At 68.4% G+C, this 17719-nt stretch carries 11 protein-coding genes and 1 pseudogene; 6 read left to right on the top strand and 6 right to left on the bottom strand.

Features of this window, described 5'->3' with window-relative positions:
- Positions 1-218 precede the first annotated feature (218 nt).
- From SCAB_RS31550 to SCAB_RS31540, 3 genes are all read left to right on the top strand, one after another.
- Positions 219-2435: an MMPL family transporter gene (locus SCAB_RS31550; protein WP_013004163.1), complete on the top strand. Its 2217-nt coding sequence runs from the start codon at positions 219-221 to the stop codon at positions 2433-2435.
- A 117-nt stretch (positions 2436-2552) separates the two neighbouring features.
- A complete protein-coding gene (locus SCAB_RS31545) occupies positions 2553-3833 on the top strand; it encodes a sensor histidine kinase (protein ID WP_013004162.1) in 1281 nt (426 codons plus the stop codon).
- A 108-nt stretch (positions 3834-3941) separates the two neighbouring features.
- Positions 3942-4619, top strand: a complete 678-nt coding sequence (locus SCAB_RS31540; RefSeq protein ID WP_013004161.1) for a response regulator transcription factor — start codon at positions 3942-3944, stop codon at positions 4617-4619.
- A gap of 34 nt (positions 4620-4653) precedes the next feature.
- Here SCAB_RS31540 and SCAB_RS31535 read toward each other — a convergent pair whose 3' ends face one another.
- Entirely contained in the window at positions 4654-6102 is a 1449-nt protein-coding gene (locus SCAB_RS31535; RefSeq protein WP_013004160.1) for a family 43 glycosylhydrolase, read from the bottom strand.
- Positions 6103-6122: 20 nt separating this feature from the next.
- A complete protein-coding gene (locus tag SCAB_RS31530) occupies positions 6123-7628 on the bottom strand; it encodes a family 43 glycosylhydrolase (RefSeq protein WP_013004159.1) in 1506 nt (501 codons plus the stop codon).
- A 273-nt stretch (positions 7629-7901) separates the two neighbouring features.
- On the opposite strand from SCAB_RS31530, the gene SCAB_RS31525 reads away from it, so the two are divergent.
- On the top strand, positions 7902-8768 hold the full coding sequence (locus SCAB_RS31525) for an LLM class F420-dependent oxidoreductase (protein WP_013004158.1): 867 nt from the start codon (positions 7902-7904) through the stop codon (positions 8766-8768).
- Positions 8769-8824: 56 nt separating this feature from the next.
- Here SCAB_RS31525 and SCAB_RS31520 read toward each other — a convergent pair whose 3' ends face one another.
- Positions 8825-10075, bottom strand: coding sequence for a TolB-like translocation protein (locus tag SCAB_RS31520; RefSeq protein ID WP_037727825.1), 1251 nt, complete (start codon positions 10073-10075; stop codon positions 8825-8827).
- A 160-nt stretch (positions 10076-10235) separates the two neighbouring features.
- Between SCAB_RS31520 and SCAB_RS31515 the strand changes: the two are divergent.
- Positions 10236-10891: pseudogene (locus SCAB_RS31515) on the top strand (maleylpyruvate isomerase N-terminal domain-containing protein).
- Between the two features lie 39 nt (positions 10892-10930).
- Here SCAB_RS31515 and SCAB_RS31510 read toward each other — a convergent pair.
- A complete protein-coding gene (locus tag SCAB_RS31510; RefSeq protein ID WP_013004155.1) occupies positions 10931-12127 on the bottom strand; it encodes an McrC family protein in 1197 nt (398 codons plus the stop codon).
- Positions 12124-13980 carry a DUF4357 domain-containing protein gene (locus SCAB_RS31505; RefSeq protein WP_013004154.1) on the bottom strand — a complete coding sequence of 619 codons (1857 nt, stop codon included), beginning with the start codon at positions 13978-13980 and terminating at the stop codon, positions 12124-12126. Before SCAB_RS31505 ends, SCAB_RS31510 begins: the two co-directional genes overlap by 4 nt.
- 179 nt (positions 13981-14159) lie before the next feature.
- On the opposite strand from SCAB_RS31505, the gene SCAB_RS31500 reads away from it, so the two are divergent.
- On the top strand, positions 14160-14798 hold the full coding sequence (locus SCAB_RS31500) for a hypothetical protein (protein ID WP_148274242.1): 639 nt from the start codon (positions 14160-14162) through the stop codon (positions 14796-14798).
- 8 nt (positions 14799-14806) lie between these two features.
- Here the strand turns inward: SCAB_RS31500 and SCAB_RS31495 are convergent, their stop codons facing one another.
- On the bottom strand, positions 14807-17566 hold the full coding sequence (locus tag SCAB_RS31495) for a CHAT domain-containing protein (protein ID WP_041669887.1): 2760 nt from the start codon (positions 17564-17566) through the stop codon (positions 14807-14809).
- Positions 17567-17719 lie beyond the last annotated feature (153 nt).

Genomic DNA, 17719 nt, shown 5'->3' with positions numbered 1-17719 from the left:
GCTCACCATCTGGGCACGCCCTGTTCACGCGGCCTCCGGCCCGCCCCGGTCATCCCCCGGGGTGACCCGGAGGCCGTGCCGTACTGCGTTCTGAGTACCGGGGATTGTCGGCAGCCGCACGACGACGCGAGGGGGCTCCGGCCGGGAGTCTGGGCGGGTATCCGAGACCCCCTGTTCATCCCCTCATCCCCGACCTCTGACGTGGAGACCCGCCCCTCATGGCAACCTTCCTGTATCGGCTGGGCCGGCTGGCCTTCCGCAAACGCTGGTACGTCATCCTGATGTGGGTGGCCGTCCTGGGTGCCGTCGGTGTCGGCGCCCTCAAGGCCCCGGGAGCCTCCGACGAGGAGTTCTCCATGCCGGGCATCGAGTCCCAGAAGGCGTTCGACCTGCTGGAGCAGCGCTTCCCGGGCGTCACCGCGGACGGCGCCACCGCCCGGGTCGTCTTCGTCGCCCCGAACGGCGAGAAGATCACCGCCACCGGGAACAAGAAGGCCGTCGAGGAGACGGTGGCCGATCTGGCGGACGGCTCGCAGGTGGCGAGCGCCGTCGACCCGTTCCGGGCGCGGGCGGTCAGCCAGGACGGCACGACGGCGTACGCGACCGTCACCTACAAGGCCACGGCGGCCGACCTCAGCGACGCCAGCCGGACCCATCTGGAGGACGCACTCCACAAGGCCCAGAAGTCCGGGCTGACCGTCGAGGCCGGTGGTACCGCGGTGGCCGACCAGGGCGGGCCGGGCGGGGCGGCCGAGATCATCGGTGTCGCCCTCGCCGCCGTGGTCCTGCTGGTGACCTTCGGCTCGCTGGCCGCCGCCGGGCTGCCGCTGCTGACCGCGCTCGTCGGCGTCGGCCTCAGCATGGCCACGATCATGGTCCTGTCGGAGGCCCTCGGTCTGTCCACCACGACCGGGACCCTCGCGATGATGCTGGGCCTCGCGGTCGGCATCGACTACGCCCTGTTCGTCGTCTCCCGCTACCGCGAGGAGCGCGCCGGGGGCCGTACGCCCCAGGAGGCGACCGCGCTGGCCACCGGCACGGCGGGCTCGGCGGTGGTGTTCGCCGGGCTCACCGTGGTCATCGCGCTGGCCGGACTGACCGTGGTCGGCATCCCCATGCTGACGAAGATGGGGCTGGCCGCCGCGGGCGCGGTCGTCGTCGCCGTCCTGATCGCGCTGACCCTGGTGCCGGCCGTCCTCGGCTGCTGGCCGAACGCCGTGCTCTCGCGCAAGGCCCGCCGCAGCGGCCGTATCGAGGAGGAGGCCCGGGACAACGGCGGCACCCGCTGGTCCCGGTTCGTGCTGCGCCGCCCCGTGCCCGTCCTGCTCCTCGGCGTCGTCGGGCTCGGCGCGCTCGCGATCCCGATGACCGATCTGCAGCTGGGCATGCCCGGTGACGAGGCCAAGTCGACGTCCACCACCGAACGGCGGGCCTACGACGCGCTCGCCGAGGGCTTCGGGCCCGGCTTCAACGGGCCGCTGACGATCGTGGTGGACGCCCGGGGTGCCGACGACGCGAAGGGCGCCGCGGAGAAGGTCGCCAAGGAGATCGGGGACACCAAGGGGATCGTGTCGGTCTCGCCTCCGCAGTTCAACGAGGCCGGCGACACCGCCGTCTTCTCGGCGGTGCCCGCGACCGCGCCGACCGACGAGAAGACCAAGGACCTGGTGACCGTGATCCGCGACGAGCGGCCCGCGATCGAGTCCGGGACGGGAGCGACGTTCGAGGTCACCGGCACGACCGCGCTGAACATCGACATCTCCGGCAAGGTGCAGTCCGCGCTGGTCCCGTATCTGCTGGTCGTGGTGGGTCTGGCGGTCCTCCTGCTGATGGTCGTCTTCCGCTCCCTGCTGGTGCCGCTGAAGGCCGCCGCCGGGTTCCTGCTGTCGGTGCTGGCCTCGCTCGGCGTGGTGGTCCTGGTGTTCCAGCAGGGTCACGGCGCGGAGCTGCTGGGGGTGGAGCAGACAGGCCCGATCATGAGCCTGATGCCGATCTTCCTGGTGGGCATCGTGTTCGGCCTCGCGATGGACTACGAGGTGTTCCTCGTCTCGCGGATGCGGGAGGCGTACGTCCACGGCGACCGGGCCGACGAGGCGATCACCAGCGGCTTCCGGCACAGTGCCCGGGTGGTGGTGGCCGCCGCGCTGATCATGATCGCGGTGTTCGCCGGGTTCATCGGCGAGAGCGACTCCATGATCAAGATGATCGGGTTCGGGCTGGCCTCGGCGGTCCTGTTCGACGCGTTCGTCGTCCGGATGGCGATCGTGCCGGCCGTGCTCACCCTGCTCGGCGACCGGGCCTGGTGGCTGCCGAAGTGGCTGGACCGGGCGCTGCCGCGGGTGGACGTGGAGGGTGAGGCGCTGACCCGTCACGCCGACGCGGCTCCGGTCCCGGCCCCGGCCGAGACGGCCGAACTGGAACCGACCCGCACCTGATCCGGCTGCTCCCCCGCCCCCACCGGGGCCGCCCGTGGCGAAGGACACGGGCGGCCCCCGGGGCGTTCCCCCGCCGTGTCGACCACGATGGTCCCAGTCCACCGACCGGAGTCACCGATGAGCCTTCGTCCCCTCAGCCGGGAACGGCGTTACACGGACCGCCTGGAGGAGTTCTCCGACCGCCACCACGTCGTCGTCGACCTGGTGCTTGCCCTGGCGCTGATGGGCTGCGCCACCCTCGGCAGCGCGCTCACCCTGCCGGGCGCCAGGCCTCCGGACCAGGACAAGGTCGGTGTGGCGCTCATGGGCGTGTCGTGTCTCGCGCTGCTGAAGCACCGCGCCTATCCGCGCCTCACCCTCGTCGTGACCGCCGTCTGCACCTGCGTCGCCGTCGCGCTGGGCTATCTGCTCACTCCCCTGCTGCTGGCGCCGATCATGGCGTCGCTGTACTGGCTGGCCTCGCTCACCGACCGCCGGACCACCCGTGTCTACGGCTGCACCACCATCGCGGCGATGACGCTGGCCGCGGTGTTCTCCGACTCCATGGACCAGCTCTCGCTGGTGCTCAGGACCATCGGCCCGGCGTTCTGGCTGCTGCTGCCGCTCGCCGCGGGCCGGGGCACGCTGGTGCGGCGGGCCTATCTGAAGTCGGTGCAGGCCCGCGCCGAGCACGCCGAGCGCACCAGGGAGGAGGAGGCCCGGCTGCGGGTCACCGAGGAACGGATGCGTATCGCCCGCGACCTGCACGACGTGGTCGCCCACCATCTGGCCCTGGCCAACGCCCAGGCGGGCACCGCCGCACACCTCACCCGTACGGATCCGGAGCAGGCCCACCGCATCCTCACCGACCTGACCGCCACCACCTCGGCGGCGCTGCGCGAGCTGAAGGGCACCGTCGGGGTGCTGCGCCGGCCCGACGACCCCGAGGCCCCGCTGGCGCCCACCCCCGGCCTCGGCCAGCTCCCGGAGCTGACGGTGGCCTGCGAGTCCGCCGGTCTCACGGTCACCGTCGCCACGGAGGGTGTCCCCGGGCCGCTCGACCCCGGCGTGGACCTGACCGCCTACCGGATCGTGCAGGAGGCCCTCACCAACGTCAGCAAGCACGCCGCCGTGGACGCGGCGCGCATACGCCTCGTGTACGAGGAGGCCCATCTGACGATCACGGTCACCGACGACGGCGCGCCCGCCCCCGGCGGCCCTCCCGGACCGGGCCGGGGCTTCGGCCTCATCGGCATGCGCGAGCGCGCCCAGTCCGTCGGCGGCTGCCTGAGCGCCGGCCGCCGTCCCGAGGGCGGCTTCGAGGTCACCACCGACCTCCCCCTGCGCCCCCGCGCCCGCACCCGCCCCACCGCCCCCGCACCGGACGCGGCAGCCGCCACCCATGAACTGCGGAAGTAGAACGGCACGATGACGATCGACCTGCGGAAGCAGAACGGCACCATGCCGATCGACGAGCGGAAGCGGAACAGCACCATGACGATCGACGAGCGGAAGTAAAACAGCACCATGACCATTCGCGTCCTGCTCGCCGACGACCAGGCCCTGCTGCGGGCCACGTTCCGGATCCTCGTCGACTCCTGCCCGGACATGGAGGTGGTCGCCGAGGCCGCCGACGGTCGGGAGGCGGTCGACCTCGTCCGCGTCCACCGCCCCGACGTGGTCCTCATGGACATCCGGATGCCCGGCACCGACGGGCTCACCGCCACGTCCGTGATCTGCGCCGACGAGGAACTGGCCGACACCCGCGTCCTGATCCTCACGACCTTCGAGATCGACGAGTACGTGGCCCAGGCGCTGCGCTCCGGCGCCAGCGGCTTCCTGGGCAAGGACGTCACCGCCGACCTGCTCCTCGACGGCATCCGCACGGTGGCCGCGGGCGACACGCTCCTGTCCCCCGCCGCCACCCGTACGCTCATCACCCGTTTCCTCGCCGCCCCGGCCCCCGGCAGCCGGCTCACCACCCCCGAGCGGCTGACCACGCTCACCAGCCGTGAACGCGAGGTGATGTCCCTGGCCGCCGAGGGCAGCTCCAACGACGAGATCGCGGAGAAGCTGTACGTCAGCCCGCTGACGGTACGGACCCACGTCCACCGGGCGATGACGAAGCTGGGGGCCCGCGACCGGGCCCAACTGGTCGTCATGGCGTACCAGTCGGGCCTGGTGCGGGTCACCCCGCCGGAGTGAGGGTCCGCCGGAGTGAGGGTCCGCCGCGGCCGGTCTACTCCTTGTAGAACGTGGCGTCCTGCCGGTCGAGGGCCGTGCTGACCGGCTGGGTGTACATCAGGTTCTCGTAGTGCCGGATGTACCGGCCGGGGAAGTTGTACGCCTCGTACGAGACCCCGGCCGCGGTGTCGGCGAGACCGGCCCGCTGGAAGAAGGAGGCGTCGGCGTCGAAGAGGGCCGTACCGTCGTCCTTCTCCACCCACACCTCGTTGTTCTTGTGGCGGAGGTAGTAGCCGGGGAAGTTAGCCGACTCCAGCGAGACCGTGCCGCTGCCCGTCAGACCGGTGACGATCCGGAACTGCGAGTCGGCGAGGTTGGTGACGTTGCCCTCCAGCTTGGCGCGGTACTCCCAGTGCCGGATGAACTTGTCCGGGTAGTTGAACGACGAGAGCCGGACCGGGGTCGCGCCGTCGGCGACGGGGATGCCGAAGTTGGGTGTGCCGTCGGCGTTCCAGTACAGCTTCTGGTAACGGGTGCGGCGGTTGGGGTCGTTGAGCGGGTCGCCGTTGATGTCCTTGTAGTTGCGGTCGTGGTAGACGAGGATGTCGGACTTTCCGTCCTCGGACGTGGTGAAGGTGTTGTGACCGGGGCCGTACTGGCCGGTTCTGGCGTTGCTGGTGAACACCGGGGTGGGGGTCTTGGCCCAGGAGACCGGATTCATCAGGTCGGCCGAGTCGGAGGCGGTCAGCAGGCCGAGGCAGTAGTTGGCGTCGGTGGCTGCGGCCGAGAAGGTCATGAAGACCTTGCCGCCCCGCTGGATGACCGCAGGGCCCTCGTTGACGGTGTGGCCGACCTTCTCCCAGGCATTGGTGGGCCGGGAGATCATGACCGGACTGCCTTGGATCGTCCAGGGGTTGGACATCTTCGCCAGGTAGATGTTGGTGCCGTCGCCGACCGCCGGGTCGTTCTGCGCCCAGCTCAGGTAACGGGTGCCGCCCACGGTGAAGGTCGTCGCGTCGAGCGAGAAGGTGTCGAGCGGAAGGGAGATGCGGCCCTTCTCGGTCCAGGTGCCGGCGATCGGGTTGGCGGCGCTGGTCTCCAGGACGTACGGGCGGATCTTCCAGATGTCGTTGGAGGAGCCGGCCGTGAAGTAGACGTACCACTTGCCGTCGATGAAGTGGATCTCCGGGGCCCAGATATGGGCGCCCATCTCACCGCTGGCGTGCTTGGTCCAGATGGTGGTCTCCGCTGCCGTGGCGAGGCCCTGGAGGGTGGTGGACCGCCGCATGACGATCTTGTCGTAGGCGGGGACGGTGGCCGTGAAGTAGTAGTAGCCGTCGGTGTGCTTGAAGATGTGCGGGTCGGCCCGCTGCTCGGCCACCGGGTTGGTGAAGGTGACGGCGGGCGAGGCCGGCGCGGCCGCCTGGGCGGGGGTGGCCATGGTGGTGAGCACGGCGAGGGCCGCGGCACCGGCCACGGCGGCCTTGGTGAAGAGCTGTCTCATGGGTAGGGGTGTCTCCTGGTTCAGGCGGTCGTGGGGACGAGCCGCCACTGCTGGCAGGTGTTGTTCAGCCAGGACCACTGGCGTACGTCGGTGCCGTCGGCCGTTCCGCAGTCGGCGACGTCCATGACCTTGCCGGTGGAGGCGTTGACGATCCGGACGTGGTCTCCGCCGAGGTAGACCAGGCGGAACTTCTGGCAGTTGTTGTTCAGCCACGACCACTGACGTACGTCGGTGCCGTCGGCGGCTGCGCACTCGGCGATGTCGGCGACCTTGCCGGTGGCGACGTTGACCAGACGGCTGGTGTCGTCGGCGCGGTCCTCGATCCGCCACTTCTGGTTGGCCCCGCCGTTGCAGGTCCACTGCAGGATGTTCGCGCCGTCGGCCGCGTTGCCGCCGCTGACGTCCAGGCACTTGCCGCTGTTGCGGTTGACGAGGGTGTACGCGGTCGGCGTCGTCGCGGTCTCACCGGAAGGCCCGGCGAGGGTGGCCCCGAGGGCGACCGGGGTGCCGAAGTTCGGCGTACCGTCCGCGTTCCAGGTGAACTTCTGCGCGCGGGTGGTCCGGCCGTTGTCGCAGGCGTCGCCCGCCGCGTCGTTGGCGTGGTAGACGATCCAGTTCTCGGTGCCGTCCGGCGAGGTGAAGAACCCGTTGTGGCCGGGCGCGTAGACGCCGCTCGCGTCGTTGCGCTGGAAGACCGGCGTCTGTTTCTTCGTCCAGGAGGAGGCCAGCAGCGGGTCGGCGCCGGTGAGTTCGAGCTGCCCGAGCTTGTAGTCGGGGCCCCAGCAGGCGCTCGCGGAGTACACGAGGAAGGTACGGCCGCCCCGGTAGAGCGGCTCGGGCCCCTCGTTCACCTCACCGCTCTGCGTCTCCCAGGTCAGGGTCGGGCTGGAGATGACGGTGAAGGTGGTGGAGGCGAGGGTGTAGGGGTTGCTGAGCGGCGCGATGACGAGGCTCTGCTTGCTGCCGCCGGCCGAACCGCTGCCGACCAGGTACAGCTTGCCGTCGTGCTTGAGCACACTGGCGTCGATGAGCCAGCCGCCCGGGTTGAGGTTGGACCCGGCGAGCTGGTTCTTGAAGGTGTACGGCCCCATGGGGTCGGACCCCGCGCTCTCCAGTACGTACGTCCGCTGGTCGTCGCAGCAGGCGGAGGCGCGCGGCCCGGCGGAGTAGTACAGGTACCACTTGCCGTCGAAGAAGTGGATCTCCGGGGCCCACATGTTCCAGTTGCGGCTGCTCGTGCTGTCCGACCACACCTGCACACTGGGCGCGGTGCTCAGCCCGGCCAGCGTGGGCGACTTCCGCATGGTCAGCTCACCGGTGAACGAGGTCGTCACCAGGTAGTAGTTGCCGTTGTAGTACTCCAGCCAAGGGTCGGCGCCCTTCTGTGACTTGACCGGGTTGGTGAACGGCCTGCCGTCGGCCGCGGCGGCGGGCGAGGCCAAAGGCTGGACGGCGAGGAGTGACGCGAAGAGGGCCAGCAGCGCGGCGCTCAGTGTCACCCAGTGACGGACTTGAATGCGGAACACGACAAGTCCCTTCGGGGGCGGCTCTGGAGGGGAGGATTGTTCGATATAGCGAACCTTGTGCGTAACTTCGGCCAGAAGGTAAGGGTGAGACAGGAGAGGCGTCAATGGATGCGACACGATGTGCCGGGATTTTGTGCCGCCGGGGCTTTGGATCTTGTGCCATCGGACCCTGGATCATGTGTCACCTGCCCCTGGATCTTGTGACACCTGGCCCTGGATCTTGTGACACCTGGCCCTGGAATAGATCACGGAGGCAGGCGGGTTGGTCCCTGCATGGTGAAACAAAACCTCGGCCGCTACGGCATCTGGAGCATCGGACTGCGCTCGGAGGACCCCGCCCGGCGCGGTGAACTCGGCGAGGCAGCAGCGGAGTTGGAGAAGCTGGGCTTCGGAACGATCTGGCTCGGCGGCAGCACGACCGTCCAGCATGCCGTCCCGCTCGTCGAGGCGACGTCACACCTCACCGTCGCCACCGGCATCCAGAGCATCTGGCAGCACGAGGCCGCCGAAACGGCCGTACGCTTCGCCGAGCTGGAAGCCGACCACCCCGGCCGCTTCCTCCTCGGCCTCGGCGTCAGCCACGCGAAGCTCGCCGAGCAGTACCGGCACCCGTACGCGGCGATGGTCGCCTACCTCGACGCCCTGGACACGGCGGGAGTGCCCGCCGACCGCCGGGTTCTCGCCGCGCTCGGCCCGCGCATGCTCCGCCTCGCCCGCGACCGCGCGGCCGGCACCCACCCGTACCTGGTGACGCCGGAACACACGGCCGAGGCGCGGGAGGCGCTGGGCGAGGACTCGCTCCTGGCCCCCGAACTGAAGGTGATCCTGGAACCCGACGCGGACCGCGCCCGGACGATCGCCCGCGCCCACCTGGCCTTCTACCTGACCCTCCCGAACTACACGAACACCTTCCTCCGCCTCGGCTTCACCGAGGCGGACCTGGCGGACGGCGGCAGCGACCGGCTCGTCGACGCGGTGTACGCGTGGGGCGAGGACGACCGGATCCGGGCGCGGGTGGACGAGTTCCACACGGCGGGGGCGGACCATGTGGCGCTGCAGGTGCTGGAGGAGGGGGCGGGGGATGCGCTGCCTCGGAAGGCGTGGGCGCGGTTGGCGGGGGTGCTGAAGGTGACCGGGTGAGGGCGGCCCGCACCGGGCCGCCCTCACCGTAGGCCGCGGTCGGGCGGCCCGGCGGCTCAGCTCCGGGTGCGGACGAACACGTCCCCGATGAGGTTGGTGTCCTCGGGGACGAGGCCGGGGTAGTAGGAGTCGAAGACGACCGTGGACTCGTCCGCGCTCAGCGCCGCCTTGCCCACGGTGAGGGGCCTGCCGTCCTGGCCCGGCGACAACAGTTCCTCCTGCCCGGTGCACAGGTCGCGCAGGATCAGCCCGAGTGTGGAGCGGTTCGCGTCCGCCGTGTTGAGCAGCAGCTTCGAGCCGTCGCGGGACAGGTCCGAGACGAGGGTGAGATCGGCGGGGTTGTGGCCGTCGTACCGCTTGAGCGTGCCGGTGCGCAGGTCACGGACGAAGGCGTTCCAGCCGTTGTTGGTGTCGGGCTGCGGGACCAGGTTGGTGGCCATCGAGTTGAAGGCGACCTTGGAGCCGTCGGCGCTCAGCACCGGCGCGACCGCGGAGGTGCTGGCCGCCGCCCCGTCATGGGTGACGTCGGCCTGCACGGTACGCCCACTCCGGCGGTCGTAGACGAGGATGTCGCCCTGGTCGTCGGGGGCGGGCCCGGAGTACCCCTCCAGATAGGCGACCTTGCGCCCGTCCGCGCTGATGGAGATCTGTTCGCACCGATGGAAGTTTTTGGACCCGCCCGACCCATCCGATGTCCGGCTGACCCGCCGCACCGCGCCCGTCTTCCGGTCGAGCAGCATGACCCGGCAGGAGAAGGCGCCCGACTCCGGATCGACGGCGGGCCGGGCGACGAAGGCGACGTACCGTCCGTCGGCACTGATCGGCGCGATGCCGTACGAGGCCTGGTAGCCGTCGGGCAGGGCGGGCGCCAGCCGCTGCGCGTCTCCGGTACTCAGGTCCATGACGTATACGGAGGAGGTGGCGGTCGCGACCGCGTACGAGCCGAAGGTCAGATACCGCCCGGAGTCGGACAGTTGAGGGGTGGAGGTCGTCTCCCCCGGCACGACGACGCGCCGCAACGGCTCCCCGGGCCCGGTCCGGTAGTACACGCTGTTGCGCACGTCCGTGCCGGACCCCAGGTTGGTGGCCGAGGACAGAAAGGCGACGACGCGCCCGTCCGCGCTGACGACGGGGTCGGTGGAGTGGTTGTTGCCGCCGGTGGTGCCGTCGGGCGCGACACTGATCCGCTCGGTGTGCGGGGCGAGGCCCGGCGCCGCGCCCCCGCCGTCGGCCTGCGCGGGCAGGACGGGAGTCACAACACCCGCCAGCAGAACGGCGTTCACGAGCAGGCGTAAGGAAGGTCTCATCAAACTCGGCTCCCCGTTTCATCGGGGACAGCCCCAGCCACCCCCTGCACCCCGCCGCCCCGGCCCTGCGCACAGGACTCACGAGGGTGATGCGGGCGATGAAAGCGCGTGCCCGGCGCAGGGTCAATGGATAGAACCGCGTCTGCACTACCTTCCAGGGGTGGACCTTTTCTCACACGCCTGGTCAGCGCTGCGCGCAACGGTCGCGGCCCTCGCGGACGAGGACTTCTCCCAGCCCTCGGGCTGCGCGAGCTGGCTGGTGAGAGACCTCGCCTACCACCTGATCATCGACGCACAGGACGTCCTGATCACCCTGGCGACCCCGGCGGACGGGACCCCCACAGCCGACGCGACGACATACTGGCACGTCACGAACGGGCCCCCGGCCGCCGAGGACCCACTGTCGGCGCTGACGGTCCGCCTGGCGGCGGCGTACGAGGACATGGCCCTCCTCAAGTTCCACCTGGACGACGTGGGCGCGGCGGCCGCCCGAGCGGCCAAACTCGCAGACCCCACGGCCCGCGTGACCACCCAGGGCCAGGTCCTCACGGTCGAGGACTACCTCACGGCGTACGTCCTGGAGTGGACCCTCCACCACCTGGACCTCACCGCCCACCTCCCGACTGCCCCGGCCCCTCCCCCGCGTCCCTGTCCCATTCCCGTACGGCACTGGAACGGATCGCGGGCACGGCGTTCCCCGCGTCCTTCACGGACGAGGATGTGCTGTTGGCCGGGACGGGGCGTAAGGCCGCGACGGAGGCGGAGAAGGCCGAACTCGTTGCCCTTGAGGTGAAATTGCCCCTCATTCTGGGCTGAGAGGCGAACCTCGCATCGCGTTTCCGTGGATCAACGCGGTCATGGTCTTACCATGCGCGCCGCCAACGCATCCACCGATTCGAGAAGTTCCGATGGGGCCTGGTCGAGATCGAGAGCATGCTGGTGCAGCACGATTCCGGAATGCCGGACCAGGTGGCCGGAGTGTGGCGCGTTTCCCTTCGCGTACACCAGGTGACCGTTGTTCAGCCCGAGGGAGGTGCAGTAGGCCAGCATCTGGTACAGATCGGCATCGGGATAGCCGCGCGGATTGCCCGCCTTGTACTTCGCGTCGGCCACCGCCAGTGGACGTCCCGACTCCCCGTACCAGACGAAGTCCGGTCGCATCCGGATGGCGTCTTCCACATCAAGGTAGATGTTCCCGGCTTGGAGGGTGCCGCGCCCGCCGTACAGGGACAAAGCCTCACGCAGCGCGACACAGACGAAATCCTCGAAGACCTTGTTCATGTCGAAGAGGAAGCCGCTCATCCGCAGACCACCTGGCAGATGCTCGGCCGACGCCCCCTCCAAAACGAGGCATGCCAGGCGGAGCGCATGGTGGTAGCGAGCGTTGAGACGGTTCGGCCGCCATACCGGAACGGTCTGCCCTCGCACAAGTGGGGCGACATCCGCGAGCCTGGCCCGCTGATGCAACAGGCGCGTGCGTGTGCTTCGGGGGATGCCGGGCAGGCGAAGCAGTCGTTCCACCGCAGCCCGCAGTATGCGGTTCTCGGCGATGTCCGTGGTGAATTCGTCGTATGCGATCTCCACCGGCAGAGGGGCGGTGAATCGGCGCCGGATCTGCTCAGCTTCGAGAATCCGGCCCCGTACCACGAACGCCGTGGCTTCCGTGGGCCGATAGCCCTGCAGAAGCCCCTGTCGTAGGGCTCGATCTGTCTGCCGCTCCACGGCGTGGGCGAAGGCAGGGAGCAGTCCGTCATGACCGGCGAGGTCGACCTCTCCTTCCCGCCAGCCGGCGGGGTCGAGGCTGTAGCCGAGGAGGAAGAAGAGGCGTTCGATGGGCACTTTGGGCGTGATCCTCAAGGTGACGGTCTCACCTCCCGGGATGTCGAGCTTCACCGCGCCCACCTTGCTTCCCGCCCGCAGCCGCCACAGCCTCGACTCGTACGGATCGGGCACAGCGTCCACGATCCTCGACGTGGCCAGTGCCCGCCCCACCCCGTCCGGGAGGGGCACGGCTGTCGCGGGCGCGTGCTCCACGAGGTGAATCTCCGTCACTGCGTGTCGCGGCCTTCCCCGTCCTGGTCCCCTGCAGCCTTGCGTACGGCCAGGGACGCCCGTAGCGCCGCCAGTCCGTACCGCTTCTCGATGTCCACGCCTTCTCCGTAGTGGTGCTCTTCCAGCAACGGCAGGATCTTCGTCCGCCAGGTGCGTTCGAGTCCGCCGTCACGGTAGACGCCGGGCTTCATCAGGTAGGACGGCCCGATCCGAAAGTCAACGTCGTCGATACGGGCGTTGAGGGCATCGAGCAGGTCGGCCGGCTCGGTGTCCTTCTTCTCGCCCGTCAGCCAGCGTTCCAGAAGCCCACTCGTCGGCTCGGTTCTCGGGGAGAGCTCGACGAAGGCGAAGCGCCTGCGCATCGCGGCGTCCACCAGTGCGATGGACCGGTCGGCGGTGTTCATCGTGCCGATGATGAACAGGTTTCGGGGCAGGGCGAAGTCCTCGTCCGAATACGTGAGTCGGATCGCTTTCTTTCGGTACTCCAGCAGGAAGTACAACTCGCCGAAGACCTTCGCCAGGTTGGCACGATTGATCTCGTCGATGATCAGGAAGTGCGGCACGTGCCGATTGCCCTCGCGTCCGGCGACATCAGCCAGTTCCCGGAGCGGACCGGGAGTCAGCCGGAACGCGACCTCATGCGTGTCCGGGTCTTCTCTGGGCCGGAACCCTTCGAAGAAGTCCTCGTACGCGTAACTGGGATGGAACTGAACCAGTTTGACCTGCTCGGGGCCGCTGCCCAGGAACTCGGCGAGTTCCTGGGCGAGGTACGTCTTGCCCGTTCCGGGAGGTCCGTAGAAGATCAGCTGGCGTTCGTCCCAGAGCAGATCACATACCTCGCTGAGCCAATCGAGGCGATGGACGTTGAGCTTCTCGCGCAGCGCTTCGTCGGGTTGCGGGAACTCCAGTTCACGGTGAGCGATGGCGGCCTGAATCGCCCCACCGGATGCAGCCGACGCTTCCTCGGCCACCTTCCTCAGTTCCGCTTCGGACGACCAGAGCCCGTCGAGGAAGCTCTTGACCGCCGTCAGATCGACCAGATCGTGTCCGGTGCGCAGCCTCTGCTGCAGTTCCTCCGGAAGCTTGTCGTACGGGTATCCCTCCCTCGCCCACTCCACCGGGCGGCGCAGAACACTCCGTCCGTCCTCCGAAACTGCCTGCTCGGCATTCCCTGTGATCTCACCGACGTACAACTTCCCACCGGAGAAAAGGCAGACAGTGTCCCCCGGTCGCATCCGGGAGAGGAACGCGTGGAATTCGTCGACGAATCGTGCCCTCTGGCTGTAGGCGACCGCCGACTCGTAGTCCTCGTCCACGATGGCGCGCAGTCGCTCCTTGCTGATGCCTGGAGCCACTCCCGGCCTCAACCGGTCCGCGCCCAGCGTCACATGGTCCCTGGAGCGCCACATCTGGTCGGCCGGACCAGGTCCGCTGATCTCGGGGTCCCGGACCAGCCAGGCTCGGCTGGGGCCCGCCGAAGCCTGTTCCAGGAAATCGGCGAGGGGTCGGCCATCGGCGGTCCTCCATTCCAGCCAGCCGTTGGCACTGCGGCCGAGGAGGATCTCCGCCGCAGCAGAGGGTGAGTTGCACTCGACGTCCCTGACGACTTCCAGCCGACCCGGCCAGGTGGTCGTCTCCTTGATCGCCCCCTCTTCTCTCAGTTGCTCCCGCAGCCGGTGGGAGGAGGGCATCCGCACGGGGAAGGAGGGTACGACGTCGGGTCGGGCCGGCGAGCCTGCCAGGACCACCATCTTCTGACTGCCGTTGGTTCCCTTCTCCATGAGCAACCGTCCTCGCGCCACCGGCCCGTCGTGCGGCAGGCGTAGCAGAAACTCCGGGTACTCGTCCGTCATCGGTCTCCTCGGTCGCTCGGGTCGGTGGCAGAGATTGCGGTGGACATGATCTCGTCACTCCTGGAAGCGGGGCTGGCATTCGAAGCGTGCTGCGCCCATGATCTGTTCTGATGCGGATCAGTCATGATGGGGGAACGGTGGGTAGCGGAACGGCGACGGAACGGTCGCAGGCTGAGGCTGTGCCTGCGGCACTTGGCATGTCGATGTCGGAACTCGTGCACGCGGTGGGCGGCTTCGAGTGTGGCCCGGCCGAGCTGATCCGGGCCTCGGTACGGACGGCGGAGAGGGCGTTCGCCGAACTCGACGCATGCGATGCCGTGATCGACGAGGCCTCGGAGGCCGGCAGACACATCTCGGACCGCTTGCGCGCACATCTCGCTACCGAGTCCGCGGCAGCGGTCTCCGCCGAGTTGGACGAACTGACGGCCATCGCCGCCCGAGTGCGGGATACGGATGAAACCCGTCGGCTGTTGAACCGTGTGCTGGGCAGAGAGGACCGAGACTCGTCCGCACCCGTCGGTGTTGCCCACCTCATTGTCACCGGCCTCCCCAGCCTGCCGTCCGCCTACGCGGAACCTGATGACTTTACGGACCTGCTGGCGGTGGCCGGGCGGGAAGAGCAGTTGCGGCCCCAACTGAAACTCGTACACGCGGATCGTATTGCGCGCGCGGCCGCGCACCTGGTGGCCGTGGTGGATCGAGTGGCCGCGACGGGCTTCATCGACCGGCAGTTCACCGCAGAGTCGCTGGGCGAGGCAGAGCACGCATACGGCCTGTGGAAGGCATGCCTGGCCGAGCGCCGACGTGATCTGAGATAGAACGCGGTTCACACAGCTCCGGTGATCTTGAAAGCGGCCCAGAACCGCGGGTTCTCGGCGACCTGACGATCCATATGGGTACGCCACTCCGGAAGCATCGAATCGATGGCCGACTCGGCGGAGGGCAAGGGTCCTCGGCAAGACGGCTCTCGCCACTGATACATACGCAGATATCGAATCGTGTCGGCGTAGGCGGCGCCGGGGTCACTGCCGGAGCCGAGGTAGGCGTGGAGCACGGCGGAGAAGACGACGCCCAGCAGATCCGTGATCTCCCACAGCGTGGAGATGACCGCTCTCGCTCCGCGAGCCAGAAACGCGGACTCAAGGCTGCGTAGGGTCTGCACGGTCCGTCCGGTGCTTTCGTGCGCGCCTGTCCGGCAGGCGTTCAGGACGACCAGGTCCACGCTGGAGAAAGCGCCTTCGGCAAGGATCCTGCCGGCCGTAAGTGTGGCTTCACCCAGTGAACTGCCGTGCAGCGCAAGCCCGGTGGCCCAGCGATTCGGATGAGGAATACCGTGTGATGCCACGTGCACGATTCGCGCGTGGGACATCGCGCGCACAGCTCGAGCGGGAGTCGCTGCCTCTTGCCGGAGCACTTCCGCGTTTCCGTGGAGTTCGGCGATCAGCTCTGCTTCGCAGCGCGGGCCGCCGATCGATGTGATGCCGGGAAGGTGGCCCCCACCGTGCGCGACGACCAGCAGCTCGATTCCCGCATCATGGCGTGGGGACCTTTGGATGGCGGACACGAGGCGAGCGGTGGGCGCATAAGCGATGTGCTCGAAAGCATCGCTCAATGTCATGGACCGGTCGCTTACGAGCGGAGCGGCGTGCAGAGGCAGCAGTTCCAGCGGAGCCGTGGGACTCAGTATCAACCGATCGCACCCAGAGGACTCGGCCATCTCCATGATGGCTCGCGCCAGCTCCCCGCACTCCGTGACAAGCCGGTCCATGCCGTCACACCACGCGTTCCCGGGGTGATCCGGTGAGTGCCCCCGCCATTCCTCCACCGCATCCGCGAGATGTCGAAGAGACAGCTCCTCGCACGTGACGAGGTCGAAGTGCGGGCGGCCCTCGTGAGTCCAGGACGCTGCGAGCTGAAGCCTCCCGTACCGGTTGATCAGATGTATGAACACCGTTCGCTCGTCCGGCGGAAGACTGGGGGAGTCGCCGCTCGACGCGGGCTTGCCGTTGCCGCCGCGATCGGCTGCCCGGAGGAGTTCCCGTGTCCGCTGGCGCTCCTCGGCGGCGGACTTCACCTCCGTGCTCGTCTCGTGGGGGACTTCCCGGTCCAGCAGACGTGCGGCATGCCGAGCGCGGGCGCGGGCGAGGCCGCGTACGGCTTCCATGAAATCCCGGTACTCGGGGGTGTCGGCACCGAGAGCGATTTCATCATGAATATCCTCGCTCTTGGCGTTCTCGCAGCTACGGAAGGCCACCTCTGCCGCCTGATCCTGGCCATCGGTGGCTATCCGCAGCCTTATCGTCTCCGTCTCGGCGCCGACCAGTCCTCGGAGTGCCGCGATCGCGGCCTTCCTGCTCCGGGCACACACTTCCTCCGGCAGCCTCAGCCAGATGCTTCCCATCGCCTTGAGTTCGCCGTCACCGACGATCTGGACGACGGCGAGGCGGGCGTATCCGACAGTCGCGAGATGCAGCAGTTCCCAGGCGTGTTCCACCCACCTGAGGGAATAGGTGTAGGGAGCCAGAAAAGGGTCCGAGTCACCCGAAAAAGCGGGAAACGAGAGCCACAGCCTCAGACCGTCGTCGTACTCCTCGACTCCGAATGCGTGCCCCGCACCCGGCTCCATCAACGCCCGCATGGCGGAAATGTGCGTGTCCGTCTCGGCGGTGGCCAGCCAGACAGGGTGAGGACCTGTCTGCACATGGAAGAAACGCGCTCCAGCTGTGACGATCTCCTCGACCATCCAGTCGGGAACCGAAGAACTCGGAGCACTGGTCCGCGGCTCCCACAGCAGAGCATCGTCCATCAGCAGCCGGGCTTGACTCAGCCCCTTGCCCGCCACCAGACATTCATCCGCGTACCGGTCATCCTCCATGATCGGTTCAAGCAGTGCGAGCTCGTACGCGGTCAGTTGAGACCACACTCGACCCATCTGAGCGTCCCATGCGTCGAGATCCCCGCGCAGGCCCGCCAGGAGTTCCGCTGAAGGATTCCTCATGCGTTCCATCGCGTTCTCCAGATCGAAACGGCACTGCAGGCGCCTGACAACCTCCGTCAGATCAGGCCTGTCAGTCAGCGCCGGCCTGGCTCGCAGGACATCCTCGCTACGGGTGATCTTGATCCAGCCGCCGACGACAAGAGTTTCCAGGAACGCTCTCGCTTTGCCGGAGGCGGATTCGTGAAGGAGGTCCGGTGGCAACGAGGCATAAGGGTCCACGGCATTGTGGAGGAAGGTTTCAACAAGATGGTCCGGGGTCCGCCAGACGCTCGTCAGCTCCTCGCGGACGGTCTCCGCGGATCGAACCGACAGTCGCCGTCCGGACCACAGCTCGATGAGCAGTACGTGAAGTCCGGTGACCTCCCACCACCGTTCCCACGGGACCCCACGCTTACGAACCGTGCGCAGCACCGGCAGGACAAGGTTCTCGACGACCACGGGACCGGGCACCCTGGAGTCGATGAGGCCTGTCGACCGCAGATGGTCGCCCATGGCCTGCGGAGAACTGCCCTTGATGTCTTCCGCGGCGACGCGGGTCAACAGAGCGGCGAGCGCCAGCGGGTCACTCTCGACCCAGGCGGGGAACATGCCTGAAGGGCAGGTACTGGGCCTGAGTTCACGACAGACCCGAGCCGCCAGAGCTTCGATCCAGACGGAACGCATCCGGAACAGGTTGTCTCGCATTCAGGCGCCCCCGGCCTCACAGTAATGTGCAAGTGCCACGCCAGTATGTCCGCGGCA

The organism is Streptomyces scabiei 87.22, from assembly GCF_000091305.1.
GTDB classification, from domain to species: domain Bacteria; phylum Actinomycetota; class Actinomycetes; order Streptomycetales; family Streptomycetaceae; genus Streptomyces; species Streptomyces scabiei.
Note: the sequence above shows the minus strand (reverse complement) of the source record. Positions and strands in the feature narration are given on the sequence as shown.

Excerpts from the sequence above, each read along its gene's own strand:
- SCAB_RS31520 (WP_037727825.1), bottom strand. The coding sequence starts at position 10,075 with ATGAGACCTTCCTTACGCCTGCTCGTGAACGCCGTTCTGCTGGCGGGT.
- SCAB_RS31550 (WP_013004163.1), top strand. The coding sequence starts at position 219 with ATGGCAACCTTCCTGTATCGGCTGGGCCGGCTGGCCTTCCGCAAACGC.
- SCAB_RS31545 (WP_013004162.1), top strand. The coding sequence starts at position 2,553 with ATGAGCCTTCGTCCCCTCAGCCGGGAACGGCGTTACACGGACCGCCTG.
- SCAB_RS31540 (WP_013004161.1), top strand. The coding sequence starts at position 3,942 with ATGACCATTCGCGTCCTGCTCGCCGACGACCAGGCCCTGCTGCGGGCC.
- SCAB_RS31525 (WP_013004158.1), top strand. The coding sequence starts at position 7,902 with ATGGTGAAACAAAACCTCGGCCGCTACGGCATCTGGAGCATCGGACTG.
- SCAB_RS31495 (WP_041669887.1), bottom strand. The coding sequence starts at position 17,566 with ATGTTCCCCGCCTGGGTCGAGAGTGACCCGCTGGCGCTCGCCGCTCTG.
- SCAB_RS31535 (WP_013004160.1), bottom strand. The coding sequence starts at position 6,102 with ATGAGACAGCTCTTCACCAAGGCCGCCGTGGCCGGTGCCGCGGCCCTC.
- SCAB_RS31505 (WP_013004154.1), bottom strand. The coding sequence starts at position 13,980 with ATGACGGACGAGTACCCGGAGTTTCTGCTACGCCTGCCGCACGACGGG.